The organism is Actinomadura soli (assembly GCF_005889715.1).
In the GTDB taxonomy this organism is placed as follows: Bacteria; Actinomycetota; Actinomycetes; order Streptosporangiales; family Streptosporangiaceae; genus Spirillospora; species Spirillospora soli.
On the sequence record NZ_VCKW01000012.1, the window covers coordinates 1 to 23469 of the forward strand.

Here is a 23469-nt window from a genome sequence, read left to right on the forward strand (position 1 = left end):
GCGGGGGCGGCGAGGGCGGCGTTCTGCCAGAGGGTTCCGGAGAAGGCGACGGCTCCCGTCCCGATGACCGAGGTGCGCAGGAAGGTACGACGTTTCATCGGCGATGTCTCCTGACGACTGGGGGTGAGACGATCCGTTGCCGCGGCATCACCGAAGGTAAGGAGGCAGGGCAAAATCTACGTCCGTTCACGGTGAACAACCGCCAGCACGGAAATGGCCAATTTCCGCCCGGATATTGTTCGATCAATTAGTCGTCGTCGCCGATCATCGGCTTCTACGAAATGGTCTAGAAACCGAGGGTGCGGAGCCCTCGATTTCTAGACATTCGCATCGGGTATGGCGCCTCGATCAATTATTTGAATGGGGCGGGTGTGCGCCGGCGGCGCGGGTCGCGCGGGCCCGGAGCAGGTCCGCCACGTCGGTGAGGCCCGTCTGGACGCGCCCGTAGACGCGGGGGTTGAGCAGCACCGTCCCGTCGAAGTCCCCCGCGGACGCGAAGATCGCGACGGGCACGGTCAGCGCCTGGAAGAAGCCGAAGAGGGGCCGCATGGCGTGCTCCAGGACGAGCGCGTGGTGGTCCCCTCCGCCCGTCGCGGCGAGCAGTACGGGCTTGCCGGCCAGCGCGTACTGGTCGACGAGATCGAAGAAGTGCTTGAACATGCCGGGATAGGAGCCGCGGAACACCGGCGCCGCCGCGATCAGGAGGCCGGCGTCCTCGGCGAGCCGGAGCGCGGACTCGACGTCGGGCGGGACGTCGTCGCGCTCGATCGCGCCGGTGAACCCCGCCCCCAGGCGGTACACGTCGATCCGGGACGTCTCGATCGGGAGCATCCCTTTCAGCGTGTCGAGGACGACGTCGACGAGACCCATGGTCTTGGACGGCCGGCTCGGGCTGCCGTTGACGACGACGACCCGCAGGGCCGCGCCGTCCGCGGGGGCGGCCGACGGTTCCGCGTCGATGACGGTCATGCCGCCCTCCCCCCGCGCATGGCGGCCTCGCGGCGCACGACCGGCGCCACCTCGGTGCCGAGCCGCTCGATCGCGTCGAGGTGCTCCTTCTGCGGCATCCCGCCGAAGCCCATCTGAATGACGGCGCGGTTCAGGCCGTACAGCTCGTGGTAGGCGAGCAGCTTGTCGATGATCTCCTGCGAACTCCCCACCAGCAGACCCGACCTCGGCGACGACTGCGCGTCGAAGGCGGCCCGGGGCAGAAGGAGTCCTTTGCCCCGCTGGTGGTTGTTCTCCGCCATGCCTTTCGCGAAATACGGAAACATGACGTCTCTCGCCTCCCGGCTGGTGCGTCCGACGTACCCGTGCGTGTTGATGCTGATCGGCAGCGCGGCCGCGTCGTGCCCCGCGTCGGCGGCGGCCTCCCGGTAGAGGTCGACGGTCTGCTCGTGGAAGGTCAGCGGCCCCAGCAGCAGGGCGAGCGCCATGGGCAGGCCGAGCCGTCCGGTGCTGATCGCGGACGCGGGCGAACCGCCGACGCCGACCCAGATCGGGAGCGTGGCGCCGTCCGCGCGGGGCGCGATGTCGGCGTCCGCCAGCGGCGCCCGGAAGCGGCCCTGCCAGCTGAGCGGGTTCCGCTCGCGGATCTTGAGGAGCAGGTCGAGCTTCTCGCGGAAGAGGTCGGCGTAGTCGCGCAGGTCGTAGCCGAAGAGCGGGAACGACTCGGTGTAGGAGCCGCGCCCGGCGATGATCTCGGCCCGGCCGGCCGACAGCAGGTCGATCGTCGCGAACTGCTCCCAGACCCGGACGGGGTCCTCCGAGCCGAGCACGGTGACGGCGCTCGTCAGCCGGATGCGCTCGGTCGCCTCGGCCGCGGCCGCCAGCAGGATCGTCGGCGCCGACCCGACGAAGTCGCCGCGATGGTGCTCGCCGACGCCGAACACGTCCAGCCCCACCTCGTCGGCGACCCTCGCCTGCTCGATCGTCTCGCGGACGCGCTGCCGCGGGGACGGCAGGCCGCCGCTGACGGGATCCTCCGTGATCTCGCCGAATGTCATGATGCCGATCTCGAATGCCATGTCCGGTCCCTTCTCAGCTGCGGAACGACGCGAACAACCTGCGTGCGCAGACAAATATTCCGGGTTGGCGGCGGAGGGTGCCGTCCGGATACCGTGCCGCCATGGCGACCGATGGTCTGCGGGACCTTGAGCAGGAGGCGTGGGCGGGGTTCCTGTTCGCTCACGAACGGCTCTGGCGCGCGCTGGAGGCGGGGCTGGCTCCGCTGAACGTGAGCATGGCCGAGTACAGCGTGCTGTCCCTGCTCTACGAGGCCGGCCCGGACGGCATGCGCATGTCGGATCTCGCCCAGCGCCGCCTGATGTCCAGCGGCGGGTTCACGCGCCTCGCCGACCGCCTCCAGAACCGGGGGCTGATCGAACGGCGGCGGTCGGCCGCCGACGGCCGCGGCTTCGACGCGACGTTGACCGGCAGCGGCCGGGCACTGATCCGCCGGGCGCGCCGCCGGCACCACGCCGACCTGCGCGAACTGTTCTTCAACCGGCTCGACGACGACCACCTGCGCAGCCTCGCCGAAGTCTGGGCCCGCCTCGACCCGTCCGCCGAAACCGGCCGCGGCGACGGCACGGCACGCGAAAGCGGAAGGGCCTAGGCGTCTCCCCGGCTCCGGCCGGCGCCGGTCCGGCCCGGGTCGTCTACTCCGATCGGGCGGGACGGGCCGCGGGGTCCGGGTCGGGGGCGGTGCCGAGGATCTCCTTGGTGTGCTGGCCGATCGATGGCGGGCCCGTGGAGAACGCCGTGCCGACCACCGGGAGCGGCGAGCCCGGGACGATCACCTCGCCGTCCCCGCCCTCCAGCGGGATCGAGCGGACCATCGCGCGGTGCCGGACGTGCGGGTCGGCCGCCAGCGCGTCCACGGTGAAGATCGGGCTGCAGGGCACGCCGACGTCGCCCATCCGCGCGACGACCTCGGCCACCGGGTGCGCGCGGGTCCACGCCTCGATGGTGCGGTCCAGCTCGTCGCGGTGGTCGAGGCGGGTGTCGGCGGCCGGGGCGGCGAAGTACGGGAGCAGCTCCGGCGCGTCCACCACGCCCGCGAGCGCCGTCCACATCCGCAGGGTCATCGGCGCGAGGTACACGTAGCCGTCGGCCGCGGTGTAGGTGCCCGCGTAAGAGCGCCGCACCTTGCTGCCGACCCGCATCGGGCTCACACCGAGCTGGACCGCCTCGGCCAGGCACGGGCCCAGCAGCGACATCATGCTGTCGAGCATGCTCAGGTCGGTGAACGAGCCCTCGCCGGCGGCCCCCCGGCGGCTGAGGCCGAACATCACCGCGAGGGCGGCGTACAGGCCGGTGACGTGGTCGGGCACGAACAGGCCCGCCTGCATCGGCATCCCGTCGGGCTCGCCGGTCAGGTGCACCAGGCCCGACATCGCCTGGATGATGCCGTCGAAGGCGGGCCGCTTCGCGTACGGGCTGTCGTTGCCGAACCCGCTGGCATGGACGTAGACCAGCCGCGGGTTGACGTCCCTGACCTGCGCATAGCCGAAGCCGAGCCGCTCGGGGATGCCGACGGCGTAGTTGGTGACGACCACGTCCGCCGTGCGCAGCAGCGCGACCAGCGCCTCCTGGCCCGCGTCGGACTTCAGGTCGAGCATGACGCTGCGCTTGTTGCGGTTCAGCGCGTGGAAGTAGACGTCGTTGTAGGACAGGGTCTCGGTGCCGCGGCTGGCGTCGCCCTCCGGCGGCTCCACCTTGATCACGTCGGCGCCCTGGTCGGCGAGGATCTGGCCGCAGAACGGCCCGGCGATGTAGTGGCCGAACTCCAGTACGCGGATGTCGCTCAGGGGCGCGGCGTCCATGGGGTCCCCTCCCTTGTGGCGTGGCCGTTCCGGGGCGGCGCGGCGTTCAGGCTCGGCATCCAGATGCCCTGCTCGGCGGCGAACTCGACGGCGCGCTCGTAGCCGGCGTCGGCGTGGCGCACGACGCCGCTGCCGGGGTCGTTGGTCATCACCCGGTCCACGCGCAGCGCGGCGAGCGGCGTCCCGTCGGCGACCACCACCATCCCGGTGTGGACGGATCGGCCGATGCCCGTCCCGCCGCCGTGCTGCACGCCGACCCAGGTCGCGCCGCTGGAGGCGTTGAGCAGCGCGTTCAGCACCGGCCAGTCGGCGATGGCGTCGCTGCCGTCGATCATCGCCTCGGTCTCCCGGTAGGGGGAGGCGACCGACCCGGCGTCGAGGTGCTCGCGCCCGAGCGCGACGGGCGCGCTGACCTTCCCGTCGCGGACGAGGTCGTTGATGACCCGTCCGGCGCGGGCGCGCTCCCCGTAGCCGAGCATGCAGGTGCGCGCGGGCAGGCCCTGCACGCGGACGTGCTTCGCCGCCAGCCGCAGCCATCGGGTGACCGACGGGTTGTCGGCGAACTCGTCGAGCATCGCCGCGTCGATCACGGCGATGTCGGCGGGGTCGCCGGACAGCGCGATCCAGCGGCAGTGCCCCTTCGCCTCGCAGAACAGCGGGCGGATGTAGGCGACGATGAAGCCCGGGTAGTCGAGGGCCCGCTTGTAGCCGCCGAGGTCGGCCTCGACGCGGAGCCCGTTGCCGTACTCGAACACCTCGGTGCCGCGGTCGAGCAGCGCGCAGAGCGCCTTGACGTGGTCGGCCATGCTCGCGCGGGCGCGCAGGACGTAGGTCTTCTTGTCGTGGGCGCGCAGGTCGGCGGCTTCCTCTGGCGACATGCCGGGCACGGCGTACAGGAGCGGGTCGTGTGCCGAGGTCTGGTCGGTGGCGATGTCGACGGGGACGTCCCGCGCGACGATCTCGGCCAGGACCTCGGCGGCGTTGGCGCGCAGCCCGACCGACAGGGCGCGGCGCTCGTCCCGGGCCGCCAGCACCAGGGATAGGGCGTGGTCGAGGTCGTCGGCCTGGGTGTCGAGGTAGCCGAGCCGCATCCGCCTGGTGATCTTCGCCTGGTCGACCTCCACGCAGAGGGCCGCGCCGCCGTTCATGGTGATCGCGAGCGGCTGCGCGCCGCCCATGCCGCCGAGTCCGGCGGTGACGGTCAGCGTGCCGGACAGCGTCCCGCCGAAGCGCTTGGACGCGACCGCCGCGAACGTCTCGAACGTGCTCTGCAGGATGCCCTGTGACCCGATGTAGGCCCACGACCCGGCGGTCATCTGGCCGAACATCGTCAGCCCAGCGTCTTCGAGGCGGCGGAACTCCTCCAGCGTCGCCCACTCCGGGACGATCATCGCGTTGGAGATGAGCACCCGCGGCGCCCACTCGTGCGTGCGGAACACGGCCACCGGACGGCCCGACTGCACCAGCAGCGTCTCGTCGCCGGCCAACCGGCGCAGCGTGGCGACGATCGCGTCGAAGTCCCGCCAGGACCGCGCCGCGCGGCCGTTGCCGCCGTAGACGACGAGGTCGTCCGGACGTTCGGCGACGTCCGGGTCCAGGTTGTTCATGAGCAGGCGCAGGGCCGCCTCCTGCGCCCAGCCTTTGCAGGTCAGGTCGCCTCCGTGGGGCGCCCTGACCGTCCGCGGTCCCGCCATCGCCTCTCCTCCGATCACGTGGGATGCCACCTACTCGCCCGGCCCGGCGGACCTCGGCCCGAACGGCTCGGGCCGGAACGGGTCGTCGCGGGCGCCGAGGAACGCCCGCAGGCCGCCCTCGGCCTTCGCCGCGTTGAGCCGCTCGCGCTCGGGCCCGTAGGACGAGTGGGCCATCGCGTTGAGCGCGCCGTTGAGCAGCAGGCCGCTGTCGATGCCGGCCGCGCGCAGGCCCTGCATGGTGATGGCCTTGTTCAGCCGCACCGACGCGGCGGGGACCTGCGCGATGCGCCGGCCCAGCCGCCGCGCGGCGGGCAGCAGCTCCTCGGGCGCGACGACCTCGTTGACCACGCCGATGCGCAGCGCCTCGGCGGCGTCGAAGTGGTCGCCGGTCAGCGCGTAGCGGTTGGCGTTCTTCCAGCCGCACAGCGCCGCGAACAGGAAGATGGAGCTGGACGTCATCCGCACCTCGGGCTGCGCGAAGACGGCCCCGGCGGACGCGATCGTGATGTCGCAGGCGAGGGCGTACCAGAACCCGCCGCCCATGCACCAGCCGTTGACCGCCGCGATCACCGGCTTGGGCAGGCTCCAGATCTCCCTGAGGTGGTCGAGCTCCGCCTGGTTGCGCTCGTACCAGCCGCCGATGACGTCCGCCGGGTAGCGCGACGCCGGGTCGGACGCGTTCGCGCCGTCCGTCGTCCCTCCCCCGTCCACGGCCGCCATGTCGTAGCCGGAGCAGAACGCCCGTCCGGCCCCGGTCAGGACGATCGCGCGGACGTCCGGGTCGGCCCCGGCATGGTGCAGGGCGTCGTGCAGTTCCCGCTCCAGGTCGGACGACAGCGCGTTCATGACCTCGGGCCGGTTGAGGGTGATGGTGGCGACTGCGTCGTCCACCTCGTACAGGATCGTTGCGTAGTCCATGGCGGAGCGGTCCTAACGTGTCTGGGGCGGTTGGACGATCCTGAGGTCGAGCACGCGCACGCCCTGCCCGCGCGGCAGCACGGCGACCGGGTTGAGGTCGATCTCCACCGCGGCCTCGCGCAGGTCGGCGGCCAGGCGGGCGACGCGCGGGACGAGGTCGGCGAACGCGCCGGCGTCGGACGGCGGCGCGCCGCGATACCCGGCGAACAGGCGGGCCAGCGGCGTTCCGGCGATCAGCGCGCGTACCTCCGACGGCGATACCGGCGGCAGCGCCAGGGCGGGGTCGGGCTGGAGCTCGACGAGCGTCCCGCCGGCTCCGAGCGCGAGGACCTGCCCGAACACCGGGTCGAGCCCGCACCCGACGAACGCCTCCACGCCGCCGGTGATCATCTCCTCCAGCACGACCTGCGGCGCCGGTTCGCCCAGATGCCGCGCCACGGACGACGTGACGGTCTCGTACGCCTCGCGCACCTGCGACGGCGTGGACAGCCCGACCGCGACTCCCCCGGCGTCGCTCTTGTGCACGACCTTCGGCGACGCGGTCTTGAGCACGACCGGGAAGCCGATGGACTCGGCCGCCGCGACCGCCTCGGCGGCCGAGTCCGCGGCGGCCCGCTTGGGCAAGGGCAGCCCGTACTGCTCGGCCAGCTCCTCCAGCGCCTCGCCGGACACCTGCCTGGACGGCGACGCGTCCAACGCCCGCCGCACGGCCTGCAAGGAGGCCGTCCGGGGCTCGACCGGCTCGTGCTCATCGGCGGTGCGGGCCCGGTGCGTGGCGGCGGTGGTCACGGCGGCGATGGCGGCCATTCCGGCGCGGGTGCCGTGCACGACGGGGATGTCCGAACCGGCCAGCGCGTCGGCGGCGAACGGGTGGAGCCCGCCGCCGTAGTTCGACAGCACCATGACCGGAGTGCCGGAACGCTGCCGGACGCCCGGCAACGTCGCCAGCAGGCGGGTGTAGGACGCGGCCAGCCGATCGCCCAGCGACGGCGGCGCGTCCAGGACGACGGTGAGGAGATCGACCCCCGGATCAGCGGCGACGGCTTCCGCGAGCCGTCCGAACCGCTCGGGCTCGCCGACGAGCTGGCCGGTGCCGTCGAGGGGGTTGGCGATCGTGGCGAAGTCCGGCAGGATCCGCCCGAGGTCCGCGCGGGTGGCCGCCGACAGCTCGGCGAGCCGCACACCACCGTCGACGGCCATGTCCGCCACCAGCCCGATCTCGCCGCCGGACAGCCCGACGAACGCGACGCGGTCGCCCGCCGGGCCGGTGCGCAGTGTCGACAGGCCCACCAGCGCCTCGGTCAGCTCGTCGAAGTCGTCCACCGACACGATCCCGGCGCGGCGGCAGAACGCCTCGTACGCGCGGGCGTCCCCGGCGATGGCGCCGGTGTGGGACGCGACGTTGCGGGCGCCCAGCTCGGTCCGCCCGACCTTCAGGGCCACCACGGCGACGCCGTTGTCGTGCCCCTTCCGGACGGCCGCCATGACCCCGTCGGCGTCGCTGATGCCCTCCACCACGAGGCCGACCGCCCGGGTGGACGGATCCTGGACGAAATAGTCGAGGTAGTCGGCCAGCCCGGTCACGGTCTCGTTGCCGCTGGAGACGACGTAGGAGAACCCCAGCCGCCCGGAGCCCGCCAGCAGGATGCAGCCCGACCCCGACTGCGACACCACGGCGACCGGCCCCGCGGGCAGGTCCGCGCCGAAGTCGGTGCCGGTCAGCCACAGGGCGCGGCCGGGGTTGAACACGCCCAGGCAGTTCGGGCCGACCAGGCTCATGCCGTGGCGTCCGGCCAGTTCGCGCAGGCGGGCGGCCCGCGCGACGCCGCCGGCGGTCTCCTCGAACCCGGAGGCGTAGACGACCACGCCCCGGCAGCCCTTCTCGGCGGCCTCCTCGACCAGCGCGGGCACGGTGTCGCCGGGCGTGCAGACCAGCGCCACGGACGGGGTGTCCGGCACGTCGGCGAGCGTCCGGTACACCGGCACGCCGTCGACGTCCCGGCCGCCGGGGTGGACGCCGTGGACCGCGCCGCCGAAGCCCGCCCGCCGGAGGTTGCCGAGGATGCGGCGGCCGGTCGAGCCCGGACGCGGCGACAGCCCGACGATCACGACGCTCTTCGGGTTCAGCAGGTCGTCCAGCGCGGGCTGGCGGTAGGTCCGCCCGCTACCGCTCATGGGGCACCGCCGCGACCTGCGTCGTGTCGAGGTAGGCCGTCAGCGTGCCGCCGTGCCGGATCGACTCGCGGGCATCGCGGGACAGGGTGGCGCGCAACGTGACGCCCTCGCCCGTGCGCAGCGTGACGCGCACGCCGTTGCCCAGGTACAGGTCGTCGAGGACGTGCAGCTCAAGGCGTGCCGGGGCCGGCCCGGACGGCGTCAGGCTCAGTGCCTCCTCGGGGATGCTGAGCCCGACACGTCCGGCGGACGGCTCCAGCGGCTGCCCGCACAGGACCTCCATGTCGCACCCGGCGAACCCTACGCGCGCCCTGTCGCCGTCGAGCCCGTCCAGGGTGGCCTCGGCGACGTTGTGCCCGCCGAAGAAGCTCGCGACGAAGGCGTTGCGCGGACGGGTGTAGAGCTCCTCGGCGGTGCCGACGGCGTCGATGCGGCCGTCGTGCATGATGACGATCCAGTCCGAGAGCGTCAGCGCCTCCTCGCGGTCGTGCGTGACGTAGACGGTCGTCGCGCCCGCCTCCTTGTGGAGCCGCCGCAGTTCCACCGCCATGCGCATGCGCAGCTCGCGGTCGAGGGCGCCGAGCGGCTCGTCCATCAGCAGGAGCTGCGGGCGGAACGCCAGCGCGCGGGCGACGGCGACCCGCTGCTGCTGCCCGCCCGACAGCTCGCGCGGGAGCCGTCCGCCCAGCTCGCCGAGGCCGACCAGCTCCAGCATCTCGGCCACCCGCCGGTCGCGGTCGGCCTTCGGAAAGCGGCGCATCTTCAGCCCGTAGGCGATGTTGTCGGCGGCCGTCATGTGCGGGAACAGCGCGTAGTTCTGGAACACCATGCCGATCTCGCGCGCCGCCGGTGGCATCCGGGTGACGTCGCGGCCGTCGATGAGCACCTCGCCCTGGTCGGGCGCGAGGAAGCCCGCGACGACCCGCAGGATCGTGGTCTTCCCCGAGCCGCTCGGCCCGAGGACGGTGACGAAGTTGCCGTGCTCGGCGACGAGGTCGATCCCGCGCAGCGCCTCCGTACCGCCGAAGCGCTTGACCAGCCCCCGCAGTTCGAGCCCGGCCGCCGATTCGGCGGGGGCGTCCGGGGCGGGACGGGGTTCCGCCTCCGCCTCCTGCCGCGGTTCCTTCCGTGCCCTGACGTTCATACCTTCCTCCGCAGCAGAAACGCGAGCGAGCCGACGACGCCGGTGCCCGCCATGAGCAGGGTCGCGATCGCGGTGATGTTCGGATCGAGTCCCGTCTTGACGTTGTCGAAGATGGCCTTCGGGAGCGTCACCGTCCCGGGGCCGCCGAGGAAGTTGATGAGCACCGCCTCGTCGAAGCTGGTGATGAACGCGAAGATGTAGGACGCGCCGATCGCCGGCAGCAGCTGCCGCAGGGTGATCCCGACCATCGCGCGCGGCCGGGACGCGCCGAGCGTCATCGCGACCAGCTCGGTCTCCGCCGGGAGCCGGGCCATCGCCGAGCCGAGGATCAGCAGGACGAACGGCAGCCCGTGCACCGCGTACGTCAGCACCAGCGCCGCCATGTTGCTGGTCAGCCTGAACTGGACGAACAGGGTGTAGAGCGCCACGGCGTAGGCGACGCCCGGGATCACGAGCGGGCTCAGGCCGATGGCCTGGAGCAGCCCCTTCAGCGGAAGCCGCGACCGGTGCAGCGCGAACACCGCAGGGACGCCGATCAGCAGCGAGATCGCCGCCGACACGGTGGCCAGCTTGAACGACAGCACCATCGCGTCGATCCAGGTGTCCGAGCCGAAGAACGACCGGTACTGGCGCAGCCCCCACTCCTCCGGCGGGAACTGCAGCACCTCGGCGTTGGAGAACGACAGCACGACGACGCACAGGATCGGCACGCCGAGGAACAGCACCGCGAGCGCGCGGACCAGCAGGTCGGCGGCCTTGGCGCCGCGGGTGAGGGCCCGGCGCCCGGCCGTGTCGCGGACGGCCCGCGGCGCGGTCTCCGGCGGGGCGTGCGAGGTCAGGGTCTCGGTCGTCATCCCAGCGCCCTCCGCAGCCGCTCCCGGCCCACCAGGCGGAGCCCGCCGAGGATGACCAGGCCGGCGACGACCAGCAGCAGCACCGAGGCGACCGCGGCCTGCGCCGGTTCGAACAGGTTGAAGATGTCGTCGGCGATGAGGCTCGCCGTGAACGGCGCCGTGGCGCCGCCGAGCAGGACCGGCGTCAGGTAGTACCCGACGCAGATCACGTAGACGATCACCGTCGAGGCGAGCAGGCCGGGCAGCGCCAGCGGCGCCACCACGTCCCGCAGCGCCCGCACCCGCGAGGCGCCCATGCTCTCCGCGGCCTGGATGAGGTTCAGGTCGATGGTGACGTAGACCGCGTACAGCGGCAGCACCGCGTAGGGCAGCATTTGGTAGGTCATCCCGGCCACGACCGCGAACTGGGTGCGCAGCAGCTGCATCGGCTCGTCGATGACGCCGAGCGATGTCAGGGTCCGGTTGACGACCCCGAAGCGCTCCAGCAGGACGGTGAAGACGTAGATCTTCATCACCGCCCCCATCCACAGCGGCATGAACACGGCGAGCGCGATCACCATGCGGGTCAGCCGGCTCTTGGTCGTGCGCAGCGACCAGGCCAGCACGGCCCCGGCCGCCACGACGATCACCGTGACGATCAGCGAGGTGAGGCAGGTCGTCCAGAGCGTCCGGCGCGCGGCCGGGCTCTGGAAGAAGTCGCCGACGTTCCCGAACCCGTTGGGCTCGCCGAACGCCGTCCGCAGCAGTTCGACGAACGGGTAGACGATGAACACGCCGGCGGCGACGAGGAAGGGCGCGATCAGCCCCAGCCCGGTCAGGCCGGAGAACGTCGACTGCCATCCCCTTCTGCGTGTTCGGCGCGTCATCCGAAGCATGTGCTCATCTCCTGGTCATCTCCCATCCGTGCTCGCCGGGAGCGTGCCGGCGGCCTGGCTGCAAGGCCGCCGGCACGCCGCTCTCAGCCGACGAGGATCTCGCGCAGCGCTTTCCCGAGTTCCTGCTGCTGCTTGGCCCCCGCCTTGCCGTCGACGAGGGTGACGCCGGTCTTGTTGATGGGCAGGTTCTCGATCGCCTCAGGCGACAGGTACTTCTGCATGTCGCGCCCGCCGGTGCCGCTGTAGATCTTCTCCGTGAACTTGGCCTGGGCCTCGCGGTGCTCGGCGTACCACTTGATGAACTTGAACGCGGCCTCCTTGTTCTTCGCGCCCTTGGTCACGCACCAGCCCTCGTCGAAGAGCAGGCCGCCGTCCCAGTGGAGCTTCAGCTGGGGGACCTGCTTCATCGCCGAGACCAGGACGGTGTTGGGCGCCTGCATGATCGCGACCTCGCCGTCCACGACGGCCTGCTGCATCTGCGCCGGGCTCGTCGACCAGACCTGGACGTTCGGCTTGATCCGCTTGAGCGCGGTCATGGCGCGGTTCACGTCGACGGGGAAGTACTGCTGCGGCTGGACGCCGTCGCCCGCCAGCGCGAACAGGCTGGTGAAGATGGGGTTGTTCGCCGTGATGCCCCGCGTGCCCGGGAAGTTCTTCACGTCCCAGAACTCGCGCGGGTTCGTCGGGCACTTCTTGACCAGCTTGGTGTTGCAGCCGATCAGGTTCACCGTGCCGCCGTGGTCGAGGTAGTACGGCTCCGACGGGCCGGGACGGATCGCGCCGTCGGCCACCAGCGGCGTGATCTCCTTGATCAGCGACTCGGGGAACCTCTCCAGGTTGCCGTCCAGGACGAGCTTCGAGGTGTCGCCGCCGGGCGCCTCCAGGAGGTCCCATTCGATGTTGTTGCCGGCGCGCTGCGCGGCGACCTTGGCCGCGAACCCGCCGCCGGGCGTGGCGATGGTGACCTTGATCCCGGTGTCCTTCTGGAACTGGTCGTAGAAGAACTCCTTGTTCGCGGCCGTGAACGACCCGCCCCAGCCGGCGATGACCAGGGTGTCCGAGCCACCGCCCGAGTCGGAGTCCGAACCGCAGGCGGCCGTGACGGTCGCGACGGCCACGGCGACGGACAGCGCCGCCGCTATCCGGCCCCGCCGGCCCCGCCGGTCCCGCTTGACGCCGCTGGCGTGCGTTCTCTGGGAAGACATGTCATCCTGCTCCTTCTTCTGGGGTGGGCGTAGACCCTGCGAACCCCCGGTGCGCACCCCTCTGGTGAGCGGCTCTCGGGTGCGCTGCGTCGGCGGACGCGTCATCGGCGGACGCGGTGGGTGGCACGCGCAGGTGCCAGTCGGTGCGGCGCTGGTAGGCGTCGGCGACGCGCAGCACCGTGCTCTCGGCGAACGGGCGTCCGACCACCTGGAACGACAGCGGGAGCCCCGCCTCGGTGAACCCGCAGGGGACGGCGGCCGACGGGAGCCCGGAGGCGTTCCACGGGCCGTGGAAGCCGGGCCGGAACAGCGCCGCCGCCAGGTCCGCCGTCGCGATCGGCGCGGCGGCCGTGAACGACACCGGCGTGAGGAGCACGTCGACCTTCGCGAAGACGTCCGCCAGCCCGCGCCGGAACAGCGCCCGGACCCGCTGCGCCTGGACGTAGTCGGCGCCGGTGAAGAACGCCGCCCGCGCCAGCAGCTCGCGGGTCGTCCTCCCGTACTCGTCCCACCGGCCGGTCAGGTTCGTCCGGTGGTAGGCGAACGCCTCGGAGAGGAACGTGATGTTGTTGGCGTCGTTCGCCTCCTGCGCGTGCGGCACGACGACGTAGGTGAGCGTCGCGCCCGCGTCCGCCAGCTCGTCGGCGGCGCGCAGCACGGCGGTGCGGACCTCGCCGTCCAGCAGCGGCGAGTCCAGGAAGTACCGGGTCGGGACGCCGACGCGCAGCCCCTCGGCCCCGCCGTCGCGGGCGCCCTCGGCGTAGCGGTCGGGCGGGACCGGCGAGGAGTACGGGTCGCCGGGGTCGTGGCCGGCGATCGCGTCGAGGATCAGCGCGCAGTCGTAGGCGCTGCGGGCCATCGGGCCGACGGTGTCGAGGGTGAACGCGCACGGGACGACGCCGTTCTTCGGCACCCGTCCGAAGGAGACCTTCAGCCCCGTGCAGCCGTTCGCCCCGGCGGGGCCGCGCACCGACCCGCCCGTGTCGGTGCCGAGCCCGCCGAGGGCGAGCCCGGCGCTGACGGCGATCGCCGTTCCGGAGCTGGAGCCCATCGGCGTGTGCTCGGGGTTCCACGGGTTGCGCGGGAACGGGAAGCGCGCCGTGCGCTCGGGCAGGCCGCAGGCGAACTCGTTCGTCGTGGACTTGCCGAGCAGGACGCTCCCCGCCGCGCGCAGCCGCGCCACGGCCGGCGCGTCGGCGCCGCCGCCCCAGCCGGGGTCGAGGACCTCGCTGTTGGCCCGCGTCGGCGCGTCCCGGGTGGCGATGAGGTCCTTGACCACCAGCGGGACGCCCTGGAGCGGCGACCTGTCGCAGCCGCGCGCGAAGTCGGCGTCGGCGCCCGCCGCGGCGGCGAGCGCCTCGTCCTCGGTGACGGTGACGTAGGCGCCCAGCGCGGGGTCGAGCCGGGCGATGCGGTCGAGCATCGTGCGGGTCAGGGCCGTCGAGGTCGTGGCGCCGGTGCGCAGGGACGCGGCGGCGTCCTCGATGGTCAGCGGCAGGGCCGGTGTCGTCATGGGCGTGCGCTCTCGCCTGGTAGCGCGGCGGTCCGCGTCATGGCGACGGGGTCGATCGGCGGGTCGTCGCGCAGCTCCAGGGCCGACAACGCGTCGGCCTTCGCGCGCAGCGCGCGGTAGCCGGTGGCGAGCCGGACGATCTCGTCCTCGGAGAGCGAGAGCCCGGCCGCGCGCAGCGCGGACTCCGCCTCGTCCACGGCGGTGTTCGTGTCGTCCACCGGATGGCCGTCCCTTCGGTACCGTCTGACCTGGAGGGGAAGCTTGTGAGTGCCGAATCGCTGCGCGCCGACGTGACCGGCCGGGTCGGGGTGGTCGAGATCCGCCGGCCGCGCAGACGCAACGCCATCGACGCGGCGACCGCCCTGCTGCTGGCCGAGGCGGTCGCGCGCTTCGACGCCGACCCCGGCGTGACCGCGATCGTGCTGTGCGGCCAGGGCGGCGATCTCTCCTCGGGAGCGGACGTGAGCGAGCCCGCGCCCGACCCGGCGAGCGTCCCGTGGCGGCAGACCCCTCATGCGCGGATGCTCCGTGTCGTGCGCACCACGGCGCTGCCGGTCGTCGCCGCGGTCGAGGGCTGGGCGCTCGGCCTGGGGGCGGGGCTCGCCGGCGCGAGCACGTACGCGGTGGCGGGCGCCTCGGCGCGCTTCGGGTTCCCGGAGGCGCAGTTCGGATACTTCCCGATGGGCGCGGCGCCCAATGTGGTCCGCCGGGTCCGTCCGGACGTCGTGCTGCGCTGGGCGCTGACCGCCCGGCGGTTCGACGCCGCCGAGGCGGCCGCGCACGCGCTGGTCACCGATGTGGTGCCCGCCGGGCAGGCGCTTGCGGCCGCGCGCGACCTCGCCACCGAGCTCGGCTCGGCGCCCCGGCACGTGGTGACCGCGGGGATGGCGTGGCTGCGGCAGTGGGCCGACCACGCCGTCCGGCCGCTGGACGACTGGTCGGAAGAGCACATGACGTTCGGCCAGCCGCCGGTGCGGCCGGAGGATTGAGGTGCCGCCGGGGTCCTCATGACAGCCCCGCCCGCCATCGCCGAAGCGCCGGGACCAGCGGGCGCCCCTCCGCGCCCCGGTTGATCCACAGCCGCCGCAGGCGGCGCTGGTGGCCGGGGTCGGACGGGTCGTCGACGAACCCGGTCCGCGAGTGGATCACCGTGTGGTTGCCGACGAACTCCATGTCGCCCACCCGCAGGTTCACATGGACGGCGGTCCCCGGACGCCGCAGCAGCGAGTCCAGGTACATCAGGCAGGTCATCTCCTCGGCGCCGAGCCGCGGGACGTCCTCGAACCGCATCGCGCTGATGATCCGCTTGGTCGCCAGCGAGCAGGTCAGCACGCCGCCCGCGACGGAGAAGATCGGCCGCGGGCTCCAGCCGGGCTCGCCGTCCGGCTGCTCGCCCTCCCAGTCGGTGGCGTACTCCCGGTGGACCAGGTCGAGCCACTCCGGGTGCTCGCGGAGCAGCGCGTTGTAGACCGTCGCGGCGCTGGCCACCACCCGCGCGCCGCCGCTCAGGGCGGGCGAGAGGCAGAGGTAGCTCACGACGTCGGTGGGATCGGTGTGGAACGGCGCTCCCGCCTTGCTGGCGTAGGTACCGCCGCGCTGGGCGGGGTGGTGGGCGTCCTCAAGGACGCGCACCAGATCGCCCTTCCGGCTCTGCGGGACGATCTCGCCGATGTGCTCGGCGATCGTCCGGTGGATCCGGGACGCCTGCTCGGGCGTGTACCGCGTCCCCAGCGGCAGGCCGCGCAGGACGGCGTATCCGATGCCGTTCTCCAGCCGATCGACCAGTTCGGCGATCAGGTCGGCGTGGACCGTGGCGTCTTCGTCGAGCGCGTTCAGTTCGGCGCCGGTGAGATGCCGGACGTACGGCTCGCCCGACTCGAAATCGGCGGCGGTCCACACGCTCGGGCCCGTGACCGGCCGGGTCGATACCTCGGGGCTCATGCGGACCGCGCCCATTCCAGGCGGGAAATGCCGCTGCGCCAGTAGTGGTACTCAGGGCACACGACCCGTCCGGTGTCGGGGCGGCTGACCCACAGCCGCAGCAGGTGCCGCTGGAACGCCGGGTCGTCGGGGTCGTCCACGAAGCCGGTCCGGCTGTGCACGGTCACGAAGTTGTTGACGAACTGGATGTCGCCGGGCTCCAGCGTCATGTCCAGCGCGATCCCCGGCCGGGTCGGGATCTCGTCGAGGAACAGCAGGCACGCCACCTCGCGGGCGCTGAGGCGGGGGACGTCCGCGAACCGGGTGGCGCTGAGGATCCGGCCCGTGCGGTAGGCGGACGACAGCAGCCCGTCCACGTAGGAGTAGAGCCGCGAGTAGTACCAGCCGGGACTGCCCGGCGGCTCCTCGCTGACCCAGTCGGTCGGGAACCGTTCGTAGAGGATGTCGAGCCACTCGGGGTGCTCGTCCAGGACGATGTTGTAGAGCGCCATCGCGCTGGCGACCAGGCTGATCCCTCCGCTGCGGGCCGGGCGCAGGCACATCAGCCCGACGATGTCGGTCTGGTCGGTGTGGAACGCGGCGGCCGAGGCGGTGGCGTACCCGCGCGCGTTGTGGCCCTTGGCGCCGAGGTTCCGGATGTGCCCGATCAGCTCGCCCTTGCGGTTCTGCGGCACCAGCTCGCCCAGGTGCAGGCCGATCGCCCAGTAGATCTTGGCGGCCTCCTCGACGCTGTAGCGGTCGTGGACCGGCAGGCCCCGCAGCAGGACGAACCCGGTGCCGTGCTCAAGCTCGTCCAGGACGTCGCGGACCTTCTCCGAGAACGACGGCAACGGGAAGTCGCGCTTGGACAGCTCCTGCGCGGACTTCTCCTTGACGCCCGCCAGCGCCCGGTCGAACTCCTCGAGGTCGTCCTCGGTGAACCTGCGGGCGTAGGAGTCCTCGTCGCCGGTGTCGGCCGCCGTCCAGACGCTCCGCCCGGTCACCGGCTCTCTCAAAATGTCAACCATCACAGAACTCCGAACAGAACGATTGGTGATCACGCCGAGCCGCCCCCGGCGGGGGCGCACGGTGAGGACGGCCGTTGCGTGGACGGCCCGGGCGGTGGAGCTTGTGGCCGCCCCGGGCTAGACCACGGTTCCGCGCTCGTCGTGAAGGCGGCCGAGGAGCTTGGCGATGGTGAGCAGCTGGATCTGCGAGGTGCCCTCGTAGATCCGGAAGATCCGGCAGTCCCGGTAGAGACGCTCGATCTCGCTCTCCTTCACGTAGCCGTAGCCGCCATGGATCTGGAGTGCCTTGTCGACGGACTGGAAGCAGTTCTCGCTGGCCACGTACTTCGCGGCCGCCCCGGCCCGCCGGACGTCCCGGTCCTGGTCGCGCAGCGCCGCCGCGTGGTAGGCGTGCAGGCGCCCGGACTGGACGAGCGCGTCGATCTCGCCGAGCATCAGCTGGATCGCCTGCAGCTCGCGGATCGGCCAGCCGAACTGGACGCGCGCCGACGCGTACCCGGCCGCGAGGTCGAGCGCGCGCATGGCGACGCCGTTGGCGAGCGCCGCCACGTCGATCCGCGCGCTGTTGAGGACCTCCAGCGCGACGCGCCCGCCCCCGCCGGGCTCGCCGAGCACGGCGCCCCGCTCGACCCGGACGCCGTCGAAGGAGATCTCGTACGCGTGCTCACCGCGGATGCCCAGCTTCTCGATGGGTGAGGAGAAGGCGAGGCCGTCCGCGCCCGCGGGGACGAGGAACGCGGTGATGCCCTTGAAACCCGCCCCGGGTTCGGTCATGGCGAACACGACGATCTCGTCGGACTCCCGGGCGTTGCTGGTGAAGGTCTTGCCGCCGGTCAGGGTCCAGCCGTCCGGCCCGGCGGTGGCGCGGGTGCGGATGCGGCTGATGTCCGAGCCGGCGTCCGGCTCGGTCAGGGCGAAGGCTACCCGGAGGGAGCCGGTGGCGAGGCCGGGCAGGTACCGCTTGCGCTGCTCGGACGAGCCGAACTGGCGCAGCGTCTCCATGCCGAGGTAGTGGCCGGCGAACACCGACCCCAGGGACGCGTCGGCATAGGCGACCTCCTCCATCGCGAGGACCTGGGTCACCATGTCCAGGCCCAGGCCGCCGAACTCCTCGGGGATCGTGATGCCCATGAGCCCCATCGCGGCGAGCCGGGCGACGAGCTCGGCCGGGTACTCGGCCTCCGCGTCGCGCCGGGCCGCGCCGGGCATCACCTCGTTGCGGCAGAACTCCCGCAGGGTGGCGCGGAACTCCCGCCTCTGGTCGTCGAGCAGGTCAAACATCGCTTGCCTCCCGCCCGGCCCGGACGCGCGACCGTTCACGCACCGCGCCTCCCGTCCTGACGGAACGTTCCAGACCAGGCCGCCGAGCCGTGCGCGGACCGGCCGTGAACGCGATCCGGGGATCGGTGTTCGGCGGTGCTCCTGCGCTGGACAGCTCGACGCTCATCTGCAACCCTGTCATCTAGTAAAAATCGAAGGTCACTAGATGAAAGCATATGACCGGGGGCCTGGCAAGACTCGCTCCCGGGACGACCACGGAGGACAGACAGGGTGTCGACAGACAACGGTCCAGCGCCGACGCGCACGGTGGAGCGGGCCCTCACGCTGCTGGTGGAGGTCGCCACCAACGACGGCCTCGGCCTGGTGGACCTCGCGCGACGGGTCAACCTGTCGCCCGCGACCGCGTCCCGGCTGCTGCGCACGCTGGAGGCGACCGAGTTCGTGCGGCGGGACGAGGACGGCGCGTACCACGGCGCGAGCCGGCTGATCCAGGTGGCGGTGACGTTCATGGGCAGCGCCCCGCTGTACCGGCTCGCCGACCCGCACCTCGCCGCGCTGCGCGACGAGGCGGGCGAGAGCGCCTACCTGGGCGTCGCGGGCCCGCGGAACACGGTGCTGTACGCGCGCATGGCCGAGAGCGGCAAGTCGATCCGGCACAGCGGCTGGCTCGGCCGGACCGTGCCGGTGGAGGACACCGCCATCGGCACCGCGCTGCTCGGGCAGTGCGGCGATCTCGGCTACGTGACCGCGAGCCACGCCCTCGAAGACGGCGTGACGGCCATCGCCGGGACCGTGCGCTGGGCGGACGGCAGCGTCGCGGCGGCGATCAGCGTCGTCGGCCCGACGTTCCGGATCCCGGACGCGCAGGTGCGGAAGATCGGGAACCTGGTCGCCGCGCGCGCCCAGGCGATGTCCCGGGAACTCGGCACGCCCGACGTCGACACCGACCCGGCGACGGGCCGGTCGACCGGCCAGTCCTGAATCCGAGGGGGACCTGATGTCCGAGGAAGCCGCACCGGCCGTGGGCACGCGTTCGCGGAGCGCCCGTCATGTCGCGGGGGCCGGCAACGCCGCGACCGGCCCGCCGTACGCCGCCGACCTGCCGGTCCTGCTGCGGCTGCTCGCACAGGTACGCCCGGCCGCCGACGCGGACCTGGTGTCGCTGCGCTGGGATCCGCAGGCCCCGCCTCCGTCCGCGGAGAACGGCGCGACGGCCGTGCGGCTGGAGGCCACCGTCACCAGGCGCACGCCCGGCCCCGGCCCGGCGCACGCGACGATCCACCAGGCCGTGCGCGTCGTGGACGATCTCGACCGCGTGCGGTCGCGGTCGACGGTGGCCTGGAGCGTTCCGGTCGAGCTGAGCCGGAGCACGGCCGCGGAGTGGGAGGCCGCCGACTTCGCTTCGGTGCGGTGGGGCGGCCGGCTGCGCGAGCGGCTGGCGGGAGACGCCCGCTTCACCGCCGCCGCGCGCAGCTTCGACGGCGCGATCGCGTTCGCCGCCGAGGACCGGCAGGCGCACTTCCGGATCTACCGGGGCGAGGTCATCGACGTCGCGCGCAAGTCCCTGGACGGCGCGACGTTCACCATCGAGGGCGCCGACCTGGCCTGGGCCGAGCTGCTCGCCGCCCCGTCCAACGACTTCATCCGCCGCACCAGCGACGGCCTGTTCCGCGCGATGGGCAGCGGCTACCAGTACCTGCGCATGATCAAGGCCGTGATGATCATGATCGACCACGCGCGCGAGCTGACGTCCGGGAAGACCGTGGAGGCGACCCGTGCATAACGCCGACTATCTGGAACTCGACGGCCGGCTGGCGTTCGTCGAGAGCCGGCCGGGCGCCCGCCCGGCCGTACTGTGCGTCCACACGGCCGGGCAGAGCGGCGTGCAGTACCGGCACGCGGCCGCCGGGCTGGCCGAGCTGGGCTTCGAGGTCATCGTGCCCGACCTGCCGGGGCACGGCCGCTCGGAGCCCGCGCCCGGCGGGCCGGTCAGCGACCTGTCCTGGTACGCCGACTGGTGCATGCGGCTGATCGCCGCGCTGGGGCTGGAGCGCCCCTACCTGCTGGGCTGCTCGATCGGCGGCAGCATCGCGCTGGACATCGCCACGAAGCTGCCCGGCGGGCTGTCCGGGGTGGTCGCGCTCGACCCGTCCGGGGTGCTCGGCAGCGACGGCAGGCCGCCGCCCCGGCCGAGCCTGGAGGACTCCGGTTCCCCGAGCATGCGCGACCGCACCTACTACGGGACGGTCGAGGCGTGCGGGCGGTCCGTCCCGCCCGAGCGGGTCGAGCTGATCGCGCAGATGCACTGCCGCGAGGACTGGCACGTCACCGTCAGCGACATCCACGGCGCGCTCACCCACGACATCCGCGACGCCCTGGCCCGCATCACGTGCCCGGTGCGGATCCTCACCGGCGAGGACGACTTCTTCGTGCCGCCGAGCCGCGTCCGGCGCATCGCGGATCTCGTCCCGCACGCGGCCTTCGAGCTGCTGCCGGGCATCGGGCACTACCCGATGGAGGAGATCCCGGACTTCGCGGCGCGCTTCGAGCGCTGGGTGAAGGACTTCGACGCCGCCGCTCCCGAGGGGGTCGCGCCGTGACGGTGCGCGGCGCGGCGTTCATCGTCGGCGCCCACGAGCACCCGCGCCGCGACATCCCCGACCTGTCGGTGGCGGAGATCCACGCCGAGGTGGCCCTCGCGGCGCTGGCCGACGCCGGGCTGTCCCCGCCGGACGTCGACGCCTACTTCTGCGACTCCGACGCTCCCGGCGTCGGGCCGCTGTCGATGGCGGAGTACCTGGGGACGCGCTGCCGCCACCTCGACACGACCGAGACGGGCGGCGCGTCGTACCTGTCGCACGTCGGGCACGCCGCCGCCGCGATCGCGGCCGGGAAATGCCAGGTGGCGCTGGTCGTCATGGGCGGGCGCCCGCGCACCCTGCGGCTCGCCTCCGGGCCGAGCCTGGCCGGGGCGCCGGAGACGCACTACGAGACGCACTGGGGGATCACGGACACCGTCCACAACTACGCGCTCGCCGCCATGCGGCACATGCACGAGTTCGGGACGACGAGCAGGGACCTCGCCGAAGTGAAGGTCGCGGCATCACTGCACGCGCAGCACAACCCGAACGCCTTCCTGCGCAAGGCCGTCACCGTCGACGACGTGCTGAACTCGCCGATGATCAGCGATCCGCTGCACCGGCTGGACTGCTGCGTCATGACCGACGGCGGCGGCGCGGTCGTCGTGGCGAGCGCCGAGGTCGCCCGGCGGCTCCCGCGCCGCTCGGTCGCCGTCCTCGGGCACGGCGAGGCGGCCAAGGGCACCGGCAACGGGCGTCCCGGCCTGACGTACACGGCGGGGGTCTGGTCGGGGCCGGCGGCGTTCGCCGAGGCGGGGGTGACGCCCGCCGACATCGACTACGCGTCCGTCTACGACTCCTTCACCATCACCGCGCTGATGGCGCTGGAGGACCTGGGCTTCTGCGAGAAGGGGAAGGGCGGGCGGTTCGTCCGGGACGGCGCGCTGGTCGCCCCGCACGGGCGGCTGCCCATGAACACCGACGGCGGCGGGCTGTGCAACAACCAGCCCGACAACAGGGGAGGGATGGCGCGGATGATCGAGGCGGTGCGCCAGCTGCGCGGCGAGGCGGCGGCGGAGGTGCAGGTCCCCGACTGCCGCCTGGCGGTGGTGCACGGCTCGGGTGGACGGCTCGCCACCCGGAGCTCCGCGGCCACCCTGATCCTGGGACGTGAGGACGCGTGAGCACCCCGTTGCCCCCGGCCGATTTCACACCGGCCGGCTTCACACCTGCCGGCGCGGACGAGACCTTCTGGACGGCCACCACCGAGGGGCGGCTGCTGCTCCCCCGATGCGAATCCTGCGCGACGGTCATCTGGTACCCGCGCCCGTTCTGCCCGCGCTGCGGCGGACGCGACGTCATGTGGTTCCCGGCGTCGGGCGAGGCGACCGTCTACTCGTACACGGTGGTGCGCAAGGCGCGCGGCGGCTACCGCGAGCTGACGCCGTACGTCGTGGCCTATGTCGAGCTGGCCGAGGGGCCGAGGATCCTGACCAACATCGTGGGCTGCGACCCGTCCGAGGTGGGCATCGGGCAGGCCGTGACGCTCGTCTTCGACGCCCCCGCGGCCGCCGCCGAGGACGGCGGCGTCCGCGCCCGGCTGTACCGCTTCCGCCCGGCGGATTAGCGCAATTTATTCTTCCCTTCCGGGAGACCGATCGGCGCGACTCCACTATTGGCTCGGCCGGGCTCCGCCTCCGCCGGACGGCCCCGGCAAGTCAATTATGAACATCCTGGTATACTTCAGGATCCAGCGATCGGGCGGGGGATCCGCTCCGGCTCATAAGGGCGGCTCGCCCCCCTGAAGTTCTCCAATGATGCGGAGTGAACGCGGATGTCGGAAGCTGCGTCGGCGCGGCGGTCGAGGCGCCGGCAGATGTCGAAGGACGAACGGCGCGCGGAGATCATCCGCGTCGCCGCCGACCTCTTCGAGAAATTGGGGTACGCCCGCGCCTCCATGGACGACATCGCCGCCGCCGTCGGAATCGGCAAGCCCACTCTGTATCACTACTTCCGCAGTAAGTCGGAACTGCTCTGGTACATGCACGAGGAGCTGATCGACGGCCTCATCGAGTCGCACGGCGCCCGGGTCGAGCAGGGATTGGAACCGGCCGAACTGCTGCGCGGCGTGATCCATGACTTTCTGCGGAACATCGCCACCAGGCGCGGCCAGTGCCGGGTCTTCTTCGAGAACCACCGCGAGCTTCCGGACGCCGATCTCGCCGTCGCCACCGAGAAACGCGCCCGGTACGAGGCGATGGTGCAGGACGTCGTCCGCGACGGCATCGCCGCCGGAACTTTCCGCAAGGTCGACGCCAAATTGTTCAGCCTCGCGATATTCGGCATGAGCAACTGGGCCTACCAGTGGTACCACTCCGACGGAGAGCTCACCCAGGACGAGATCGCCGACGCCTTCTGGGACTACGCCTACCGCGGCCTGATGCCCTGAGGCCAGG

The 23469-nt window shown here is 72.4% G+C and carries 23 protein-coding genes; 8 read left to right on the top strand and 15 right to left on the bottom strand.

What is annotated here, in order from left to right; all coding sequences use genetic code 11:
* Positions 1 to 348: 348 nt before the first annotated feature.
* Both ETD83_RS03800 and ETD83_RS03805 read right to left on the bottom strand, forming a co-directional pair.
* Positions 349 to 969, bottom strand: a complete 621-nt coding sequence (locus ETD83_RS03800) for an NAD(P)H-dependent oxidoreductase (protein ID WP_205717474.1) — start codon at positions 967 to 969, stop codon at positions 349 to 351.
* Positions 966 to 2027: an LLM class flavin-dependent oxidoreductase gene (locus ETD83_RS03805; protein ID WP_138643631.1), complete on the bottom strand. Its 1062-nt coding sequence runs from the start codon at positions 2025 to 2027 to the stop codon at positions 966 to 968. Before ETD83_RS03805 ends, ETD83_RS03800 begins: the two co-directional genes overlap by 4 nt.
* A 101-nt stretch (positions 2028 to 2128) precedes the next feature.
* On the opposite strand from ETD83_RS03805, the gene ETD83_RS03810 reads away from it, so the two are divergent.
* Entirely contained in the window at positions 2129 to 2617 is a 489-nt protein-coding gene (locus ETD83_RS03810) for a MarR family winged helix-turn-helix transcriptional regulator (protein WP_205717475.1), read from the top strand.
* Positions 2618 to 2660: 43 nt separating this feature from the next.
* On the opposite strand, the gene ETD83_RS03815 is transcribed toward ETD83_RS03810, so the two are convergent.
* From ETD83_RS03815 to ETD83_RS03860, 10 genes are all read right to left on the bottom strand, one after another.
* Positions 2661 to 3827, bottom strand: a complete 1167-nt coding sequence (locus ETD83_RS03815; RefSeq protein WP_138643632.1) for a CaiB/BaiF CoA transferase family protein — start codon at positions 3825 to 3827, stop codon at positions 2661 to 2663.
* The gene (gene hutU, locus ETD83_RS03820) at positions 3809 to 5521 is read right to left on the bottom strand and encodes a urocanate hydratase (protein ID WP_138643633.1); all 1713 of its coding nucleotides are present in this window, start codon (positions 5519 to 5521) and stop codon (positions 3809 to 3811) included. Before hutU ends, ETD83_RS03815 begins: the two co-directional genes overlap by 19 nt.
* Positions 5522 to 5551: 30 nt before the next feature.
* Positions 5552 to 6439 carry an enoyl-CoA hydratase/isomerase family protein gene (locus tag ETD83_RS03825; protein WP_138643634.1) on the bottom strand — a complete coding sequence of 296 codons (888 nt, stop codon included), beginning with the start codon at positions 6437 to 6439 and terminating at the stop codon, positions 5552 to 5554.
* Between the two features lie 12 nt (positions 6440 to 6451).
* The gene (locus ETD83_RS03830) at positions 6452 to 8614 is read right to left on the bottom strand and encodes an acetate--CoA ligase family protein (RefSeq protein WP_138643635.1); all 2163 of its coding nucleotides are present in this window, start codon (positions 8612 to 8614) and stop codon (positions 6452 to 6454) included.
* Positions 8604 to 9758 carry an ABC transporter ATP-binding protein gene (locus ETD83_RS03835; RefSeq protein ID WP_138643636.1) on the bottom strand — a complete coding sequence of 385 codons (1155 nt, stop codon included), beginning with the start codon at positions 9756 to 9758 and terminating at the stop codon, positions 8604 to 8606. The genes ETD83_RS03830 and ETD83_RS03835 overlap by 11 nt, the downstream gene beginning before the upstream one ends.
* Positions 9755 to 10612: an ABC transporter permease gene (locus ETD83_RS03840; RefSeq protein WP_138643637.1), complete on the bottom strand. Its 858-nt coding sequence runs from the start codon at positions 10610 to 10612 to the stop codon at positions 9755 to 9757. The genes ETD83_RS03835 and ETD83_RS03840 overlap by 4 nt, the downstream gene beginning before the upstream one ends.
* Positions 10609 to 11478, bottom strand: coding sequence for an ABC transporter permease (locus ETD83_RS03845; protein WP_171064004.1), 870 nt, complete (start codon positions 11476 to 11478; stop codon positions 10609 to 10611). Before ETD83_RS03845 ends, ETD83_RS03840 begins: the two co-directional genes overlap by 4 nt.
* A gap of 92 nt (positions 11479 to 11570) precedes the next feature.
* Complete coding sequence (locus tag ETD83_RS03850) at positions 11571 to 12692, bottom strand: extracellular solute-binding protein (RefSeq protein WP_171064005.1); 1122 nt, start codon at positions 12690 to 12692, stop codon at positions 11571 to 11573.
* Between the two features lies 1 nt (position 12693).
* Complete coding sequence (locus ETD83_RS03855; RefSeq protein WP_205717476.1) at positions 12694 to 14205, bottom strand: amidase; 1512 nt, start codon at positions 14203 to 14205, stop codon at positions 12694 to 12696.
* On the bottom strand, positions 14202 to 14423 hold the full coding sequence (locus ETD83_RS03860) for a hypothetical protein (RefSeq protein ID WP_138643640.1): 222 nt from the start codon (positions 14421 to 14423) through the stop codon (positions 14202 to 14204). The genes ETD83_RS03855 and ETD83_RS03860 overlap by 4 nt, the downstream gene beginning before the upstream one ends.
* 45 nt (positions 14424 to 14468) lie before the next feature.
* Here ETD83_RS03860 and ETD83_RS03865 point away from each other — a divergent pair, with 45 nt between their 5' ends.
* Positions 14469 to 15194, top strand: coding sequence for an enoyl-CoA hydratase/isomerase family protein (locus tag ETD83_RS03865; protein ID WP_171064006.1), 726 nt, complete (start codon positions 14469 to 14471; stop codon positions 15192 to 15194).
* Positions 15195 to 15210: 16 nt separating this feature from the next.
* Here ETD83_RS03865 and ETD83_RS03870 read toward each other — a convergent pair whose 3' ends face one another.
* The 3 genes from ETD83_RS03870 to ETD83_RS03880 form a co-directional block, all read right to left on the bottom strand.
* Positions 15211 to 16146 carry a TauD/TfdA family dioxygenase gene (locus ETD83_RS03870; protein WP_171064007.1) on the bottom strand — a complete coding sequence of 312 codons (936 nt, stop codon included), beginning with the start codon at positions 16144 to 16146 and terminating at the stop codon, positions 15211 to 15213.
* Positions 16143 to 17153 carry a TauD/TfdA family dioxygenase gene (locus ETD83_RS03875; RefSeq protein ID WP_138643643.1) on the bottom strand — a complete coding sequence of 337 codons (1011 nt, stop codon included), beginning with the start codon at positions 17151 to 17153 and terminating at the stop codon, positions 16143 to 16145. Before ETD83_RS03875 ends, ETD83_RS03870 begins: the two co-directional genes overlap by 4 nt.
* 117 nt (positions 17154 to 17270) lie before the next feature.
* Positions 17271 to 18434, bottom strand: coding sequence for an acyl-CoA dehydrogenase family protein (locus ETD83_RS03880; protein WP_138643644.1), 1164 nt, complete (start codon positions 18432 to 18434; stop codon positions 17271 to 17273).
* A gap of 270 nt (positions 18435 to 18704) precedes the next feature.
* Here ETD83_RS03880 and ETD83_RS03885 point away from each other — a divergent pair, with 270 nt between their 5' ends.
* The 6 genes from ETD83_RS03885 (at position 18705) to ETD83_RS03910 (ending at position 23462) form a co-directional block, all read left to right on the top strand.
* The gene (locus tag ETD83_RS03885; RefSeq protein ID WP_138643645.1) at positions 18705 to 19415 is read left to right on the top strand and encodes an IclR family transcriptional regulator; all 711 of its coding nucleotides are present in this window, start codon (positions 18705 to 18707) and stop codon (positions 19413 to 19415) included.
* Between the two features lie 16 nt (positions 19416 to 19431).
* A complete protein-coding gene (locus tag ETD83_RS03890; protein WP_138643646.1) occupies positions 19432 to 20217 on the top strand; it encodes a hypothetical protein in 786 nt (261 codons plus the stop codon).
* On the top strand, positions 20210 to 21034 hold the full coding sequence (locus ETD83_RS03895) for an alpha/beta fold hydrolase (protein ID WP_138643647.1): 825 nt from the start codon (positions 20210 to 20212) through the stop codon (positions 21032 to 21034). Before ETD83_RS03890 ends, ETD83_RS03895 begins: the two co-directional genes overlap by 8 nt.
* The gene (locus ETD83_RS03900; protein ID WP_138643648.1) at positions 21031 to 22197 is read left to right on the top strand and encodes a thiolase domain-containing protein; all 1167 of its coding nucleotides are present in this window, start codon (positions 21031 to 21033) and stop codon (positions 22195 to 22197) included. The genes ETD83_RS03895 and ETD83_RS03900 overlap by 4 nt, the downstream gene beginning before the upstream one ends.
* Positions 22194 to 22640 carry a Zn-ribbon domain-containing OB-fold protein gene (locus ETD83_RS03905; RefSeq protein WP_205717477.1) on the top strand — a complete coding sequence of 149 codons (447 nt, stop codon included), beginning with the start codon at positions 22194 to 22196 and terminating at the stop codon, positions 22638 to 22640. Before ETD83_RS03900 ends, ETD83_RS03905 begins: the two co-directional genes overlap by 4 nt.
* 249 nt (positions 22641 to 22889) lie before the next feature.
* Positions 22890 to 23462: a TetR/AcrR family transcriptional regulator gene (locus tag ETD83_RS03910; RefSeq protein ID WP_205717478.1), complete on the top strand. Its 573-nt coding sequence runs from the start codon at positions 22890 to 22892 to the stop codon at positions 23460 to 23462.
* The last annotated feature ends 7 nt before the right edge of the window (positions 23463 to 23469 follow it).

What these genes read in the sequence shown, in the direction of transcription:
- ETD83_RS03910 (WP_205717478.1), top strand. Translation starts at nt 22,890, where the DNA reads ATGTCGAAGGACGAACGGCGCGCGGAGATCATCCGCGTCGCCGCCGAC.
- ETD83_RS03835 (WP_138643636.1), bottom strand. Translation starts at nt 9,758, where the DNA reads ATGAACGTCAGGGCACGGAAGGAACCGCGGCAGGAGGCGGAGGCGGAA.
- ETD83_RS03855 (WP_205717476.1), bottom strand. Translation starts at nt 14,205, where the DNA reads ATGACGACACCGGCCCTGCCGCTGACCATCGAGGACGCCGCCGCGTCC.
- ETD83_RS03825 (WP_138643634.1), bottom strand. Translation starts at nt 6,439, where the DNA reads ATGGACTACGCAACGATCCTGTACGAGGTGGACGACGCAGTCGCCACC.
- ETD83_RS03845 (WP_171064004.1), bottom strand. Translation starts at nt 11,478, where the DNA reads ATGACGCGCCGAACACGCAGAAGGGGATGGCAGTCGACGTTCTCCGGC.
- ETD83_RS03890 (WP_138643646.1), top strand. Translation starts at nt 19,432, where the DNA reads ATGTCCGAGGAAGCCGCACCGGCCGTGGGCACGCGTTCGCGGAGCGCC.
- ETD83_RS03870 (WP_171064007.1), bottom strand. Translation starts at nt 16,146, where the DNA reads ATGAGCCCCGAGGTATCGACCCGGCCGGTCACGGGCCCGAGCGTGTGG.
- ETD83_RS03840 (WP_138643637.1), bottom strand. Translation starts at nt 10,612, where the DNA reads ATGACGACCGAGACCCTGACCTCGCACGCCCCGCCGGAGACCGCGCCG.
- ETD83_RS03815 (WP_138643632.1), bottom strand. Translation starts at nt 3,827, where the DNA reads ATGGACGCCGCGCCCCTGAGCGACATCCGCGTACTGGAGTTCGGCCAC.
- hutU (WP_138643633.1), bottom strand. Translation starts at nt 5,521, where the DNA reads ATGGCGGGACCGCGGACGGTCAGGGCGCCCCACGGAGGCGACCTGACC.
- ETD83_RS03830 (WP_138643635.1), bottom strand. Translation starts at nt 8,614, where the DNA reads ATGAGCGGTAGCGGGCGGACCTACCGCCAGCCCGCGCTGGACGACCTG.
- ETD83_RS03880 (WP_138643644.1), bottom strand. Translation starts at nt 18,434, where the DNA reads ATGTTTGACCTGCTCGACGACCAGAGGCGGGAGTTCCGCGCCACCCTG.
- ETD83_RS03850 (WP_171064005.1), bottom strand. Translation starts at nt 12,692, where the DNA reads ATGTCTTCCCAGAGAACGCACGCCAGCGGCGTCAAGCGGGACCGGCGG.
- ETD83_RS03810 (WP_205717475.1), top strand. Translation starts at nt 2,129, where the DNA reads ATGGCGACCGATGGTCTGCGGGACCTTGAGCAGGAGGCGTGGGCGGGG.
- ETD83_RS03800 (WP_205717474.1), bottom strand. Translation starts at nt 969, where the DNA reads ATGACCGTCATCGACGCGGAACCGTCGGCCGCCCCCGCGGACGGCGCG.
- ETD83_RS03805 (WP_138643631.1), bottom strand. Translation starts at nt 2,027, where the DNA reads ATGGCATTCGAGATCGGCATCATGACATTCGGCGAGATCACGGAGGAT.
- ETD83_RS03875 (WP_138643643.1), bottom strand. Translation starts at nt 17,153, where the DNA reads ATGGTTGACATTTTGAGAGAGCCGGTGACCGGGCGGAGCGTCTGGACG.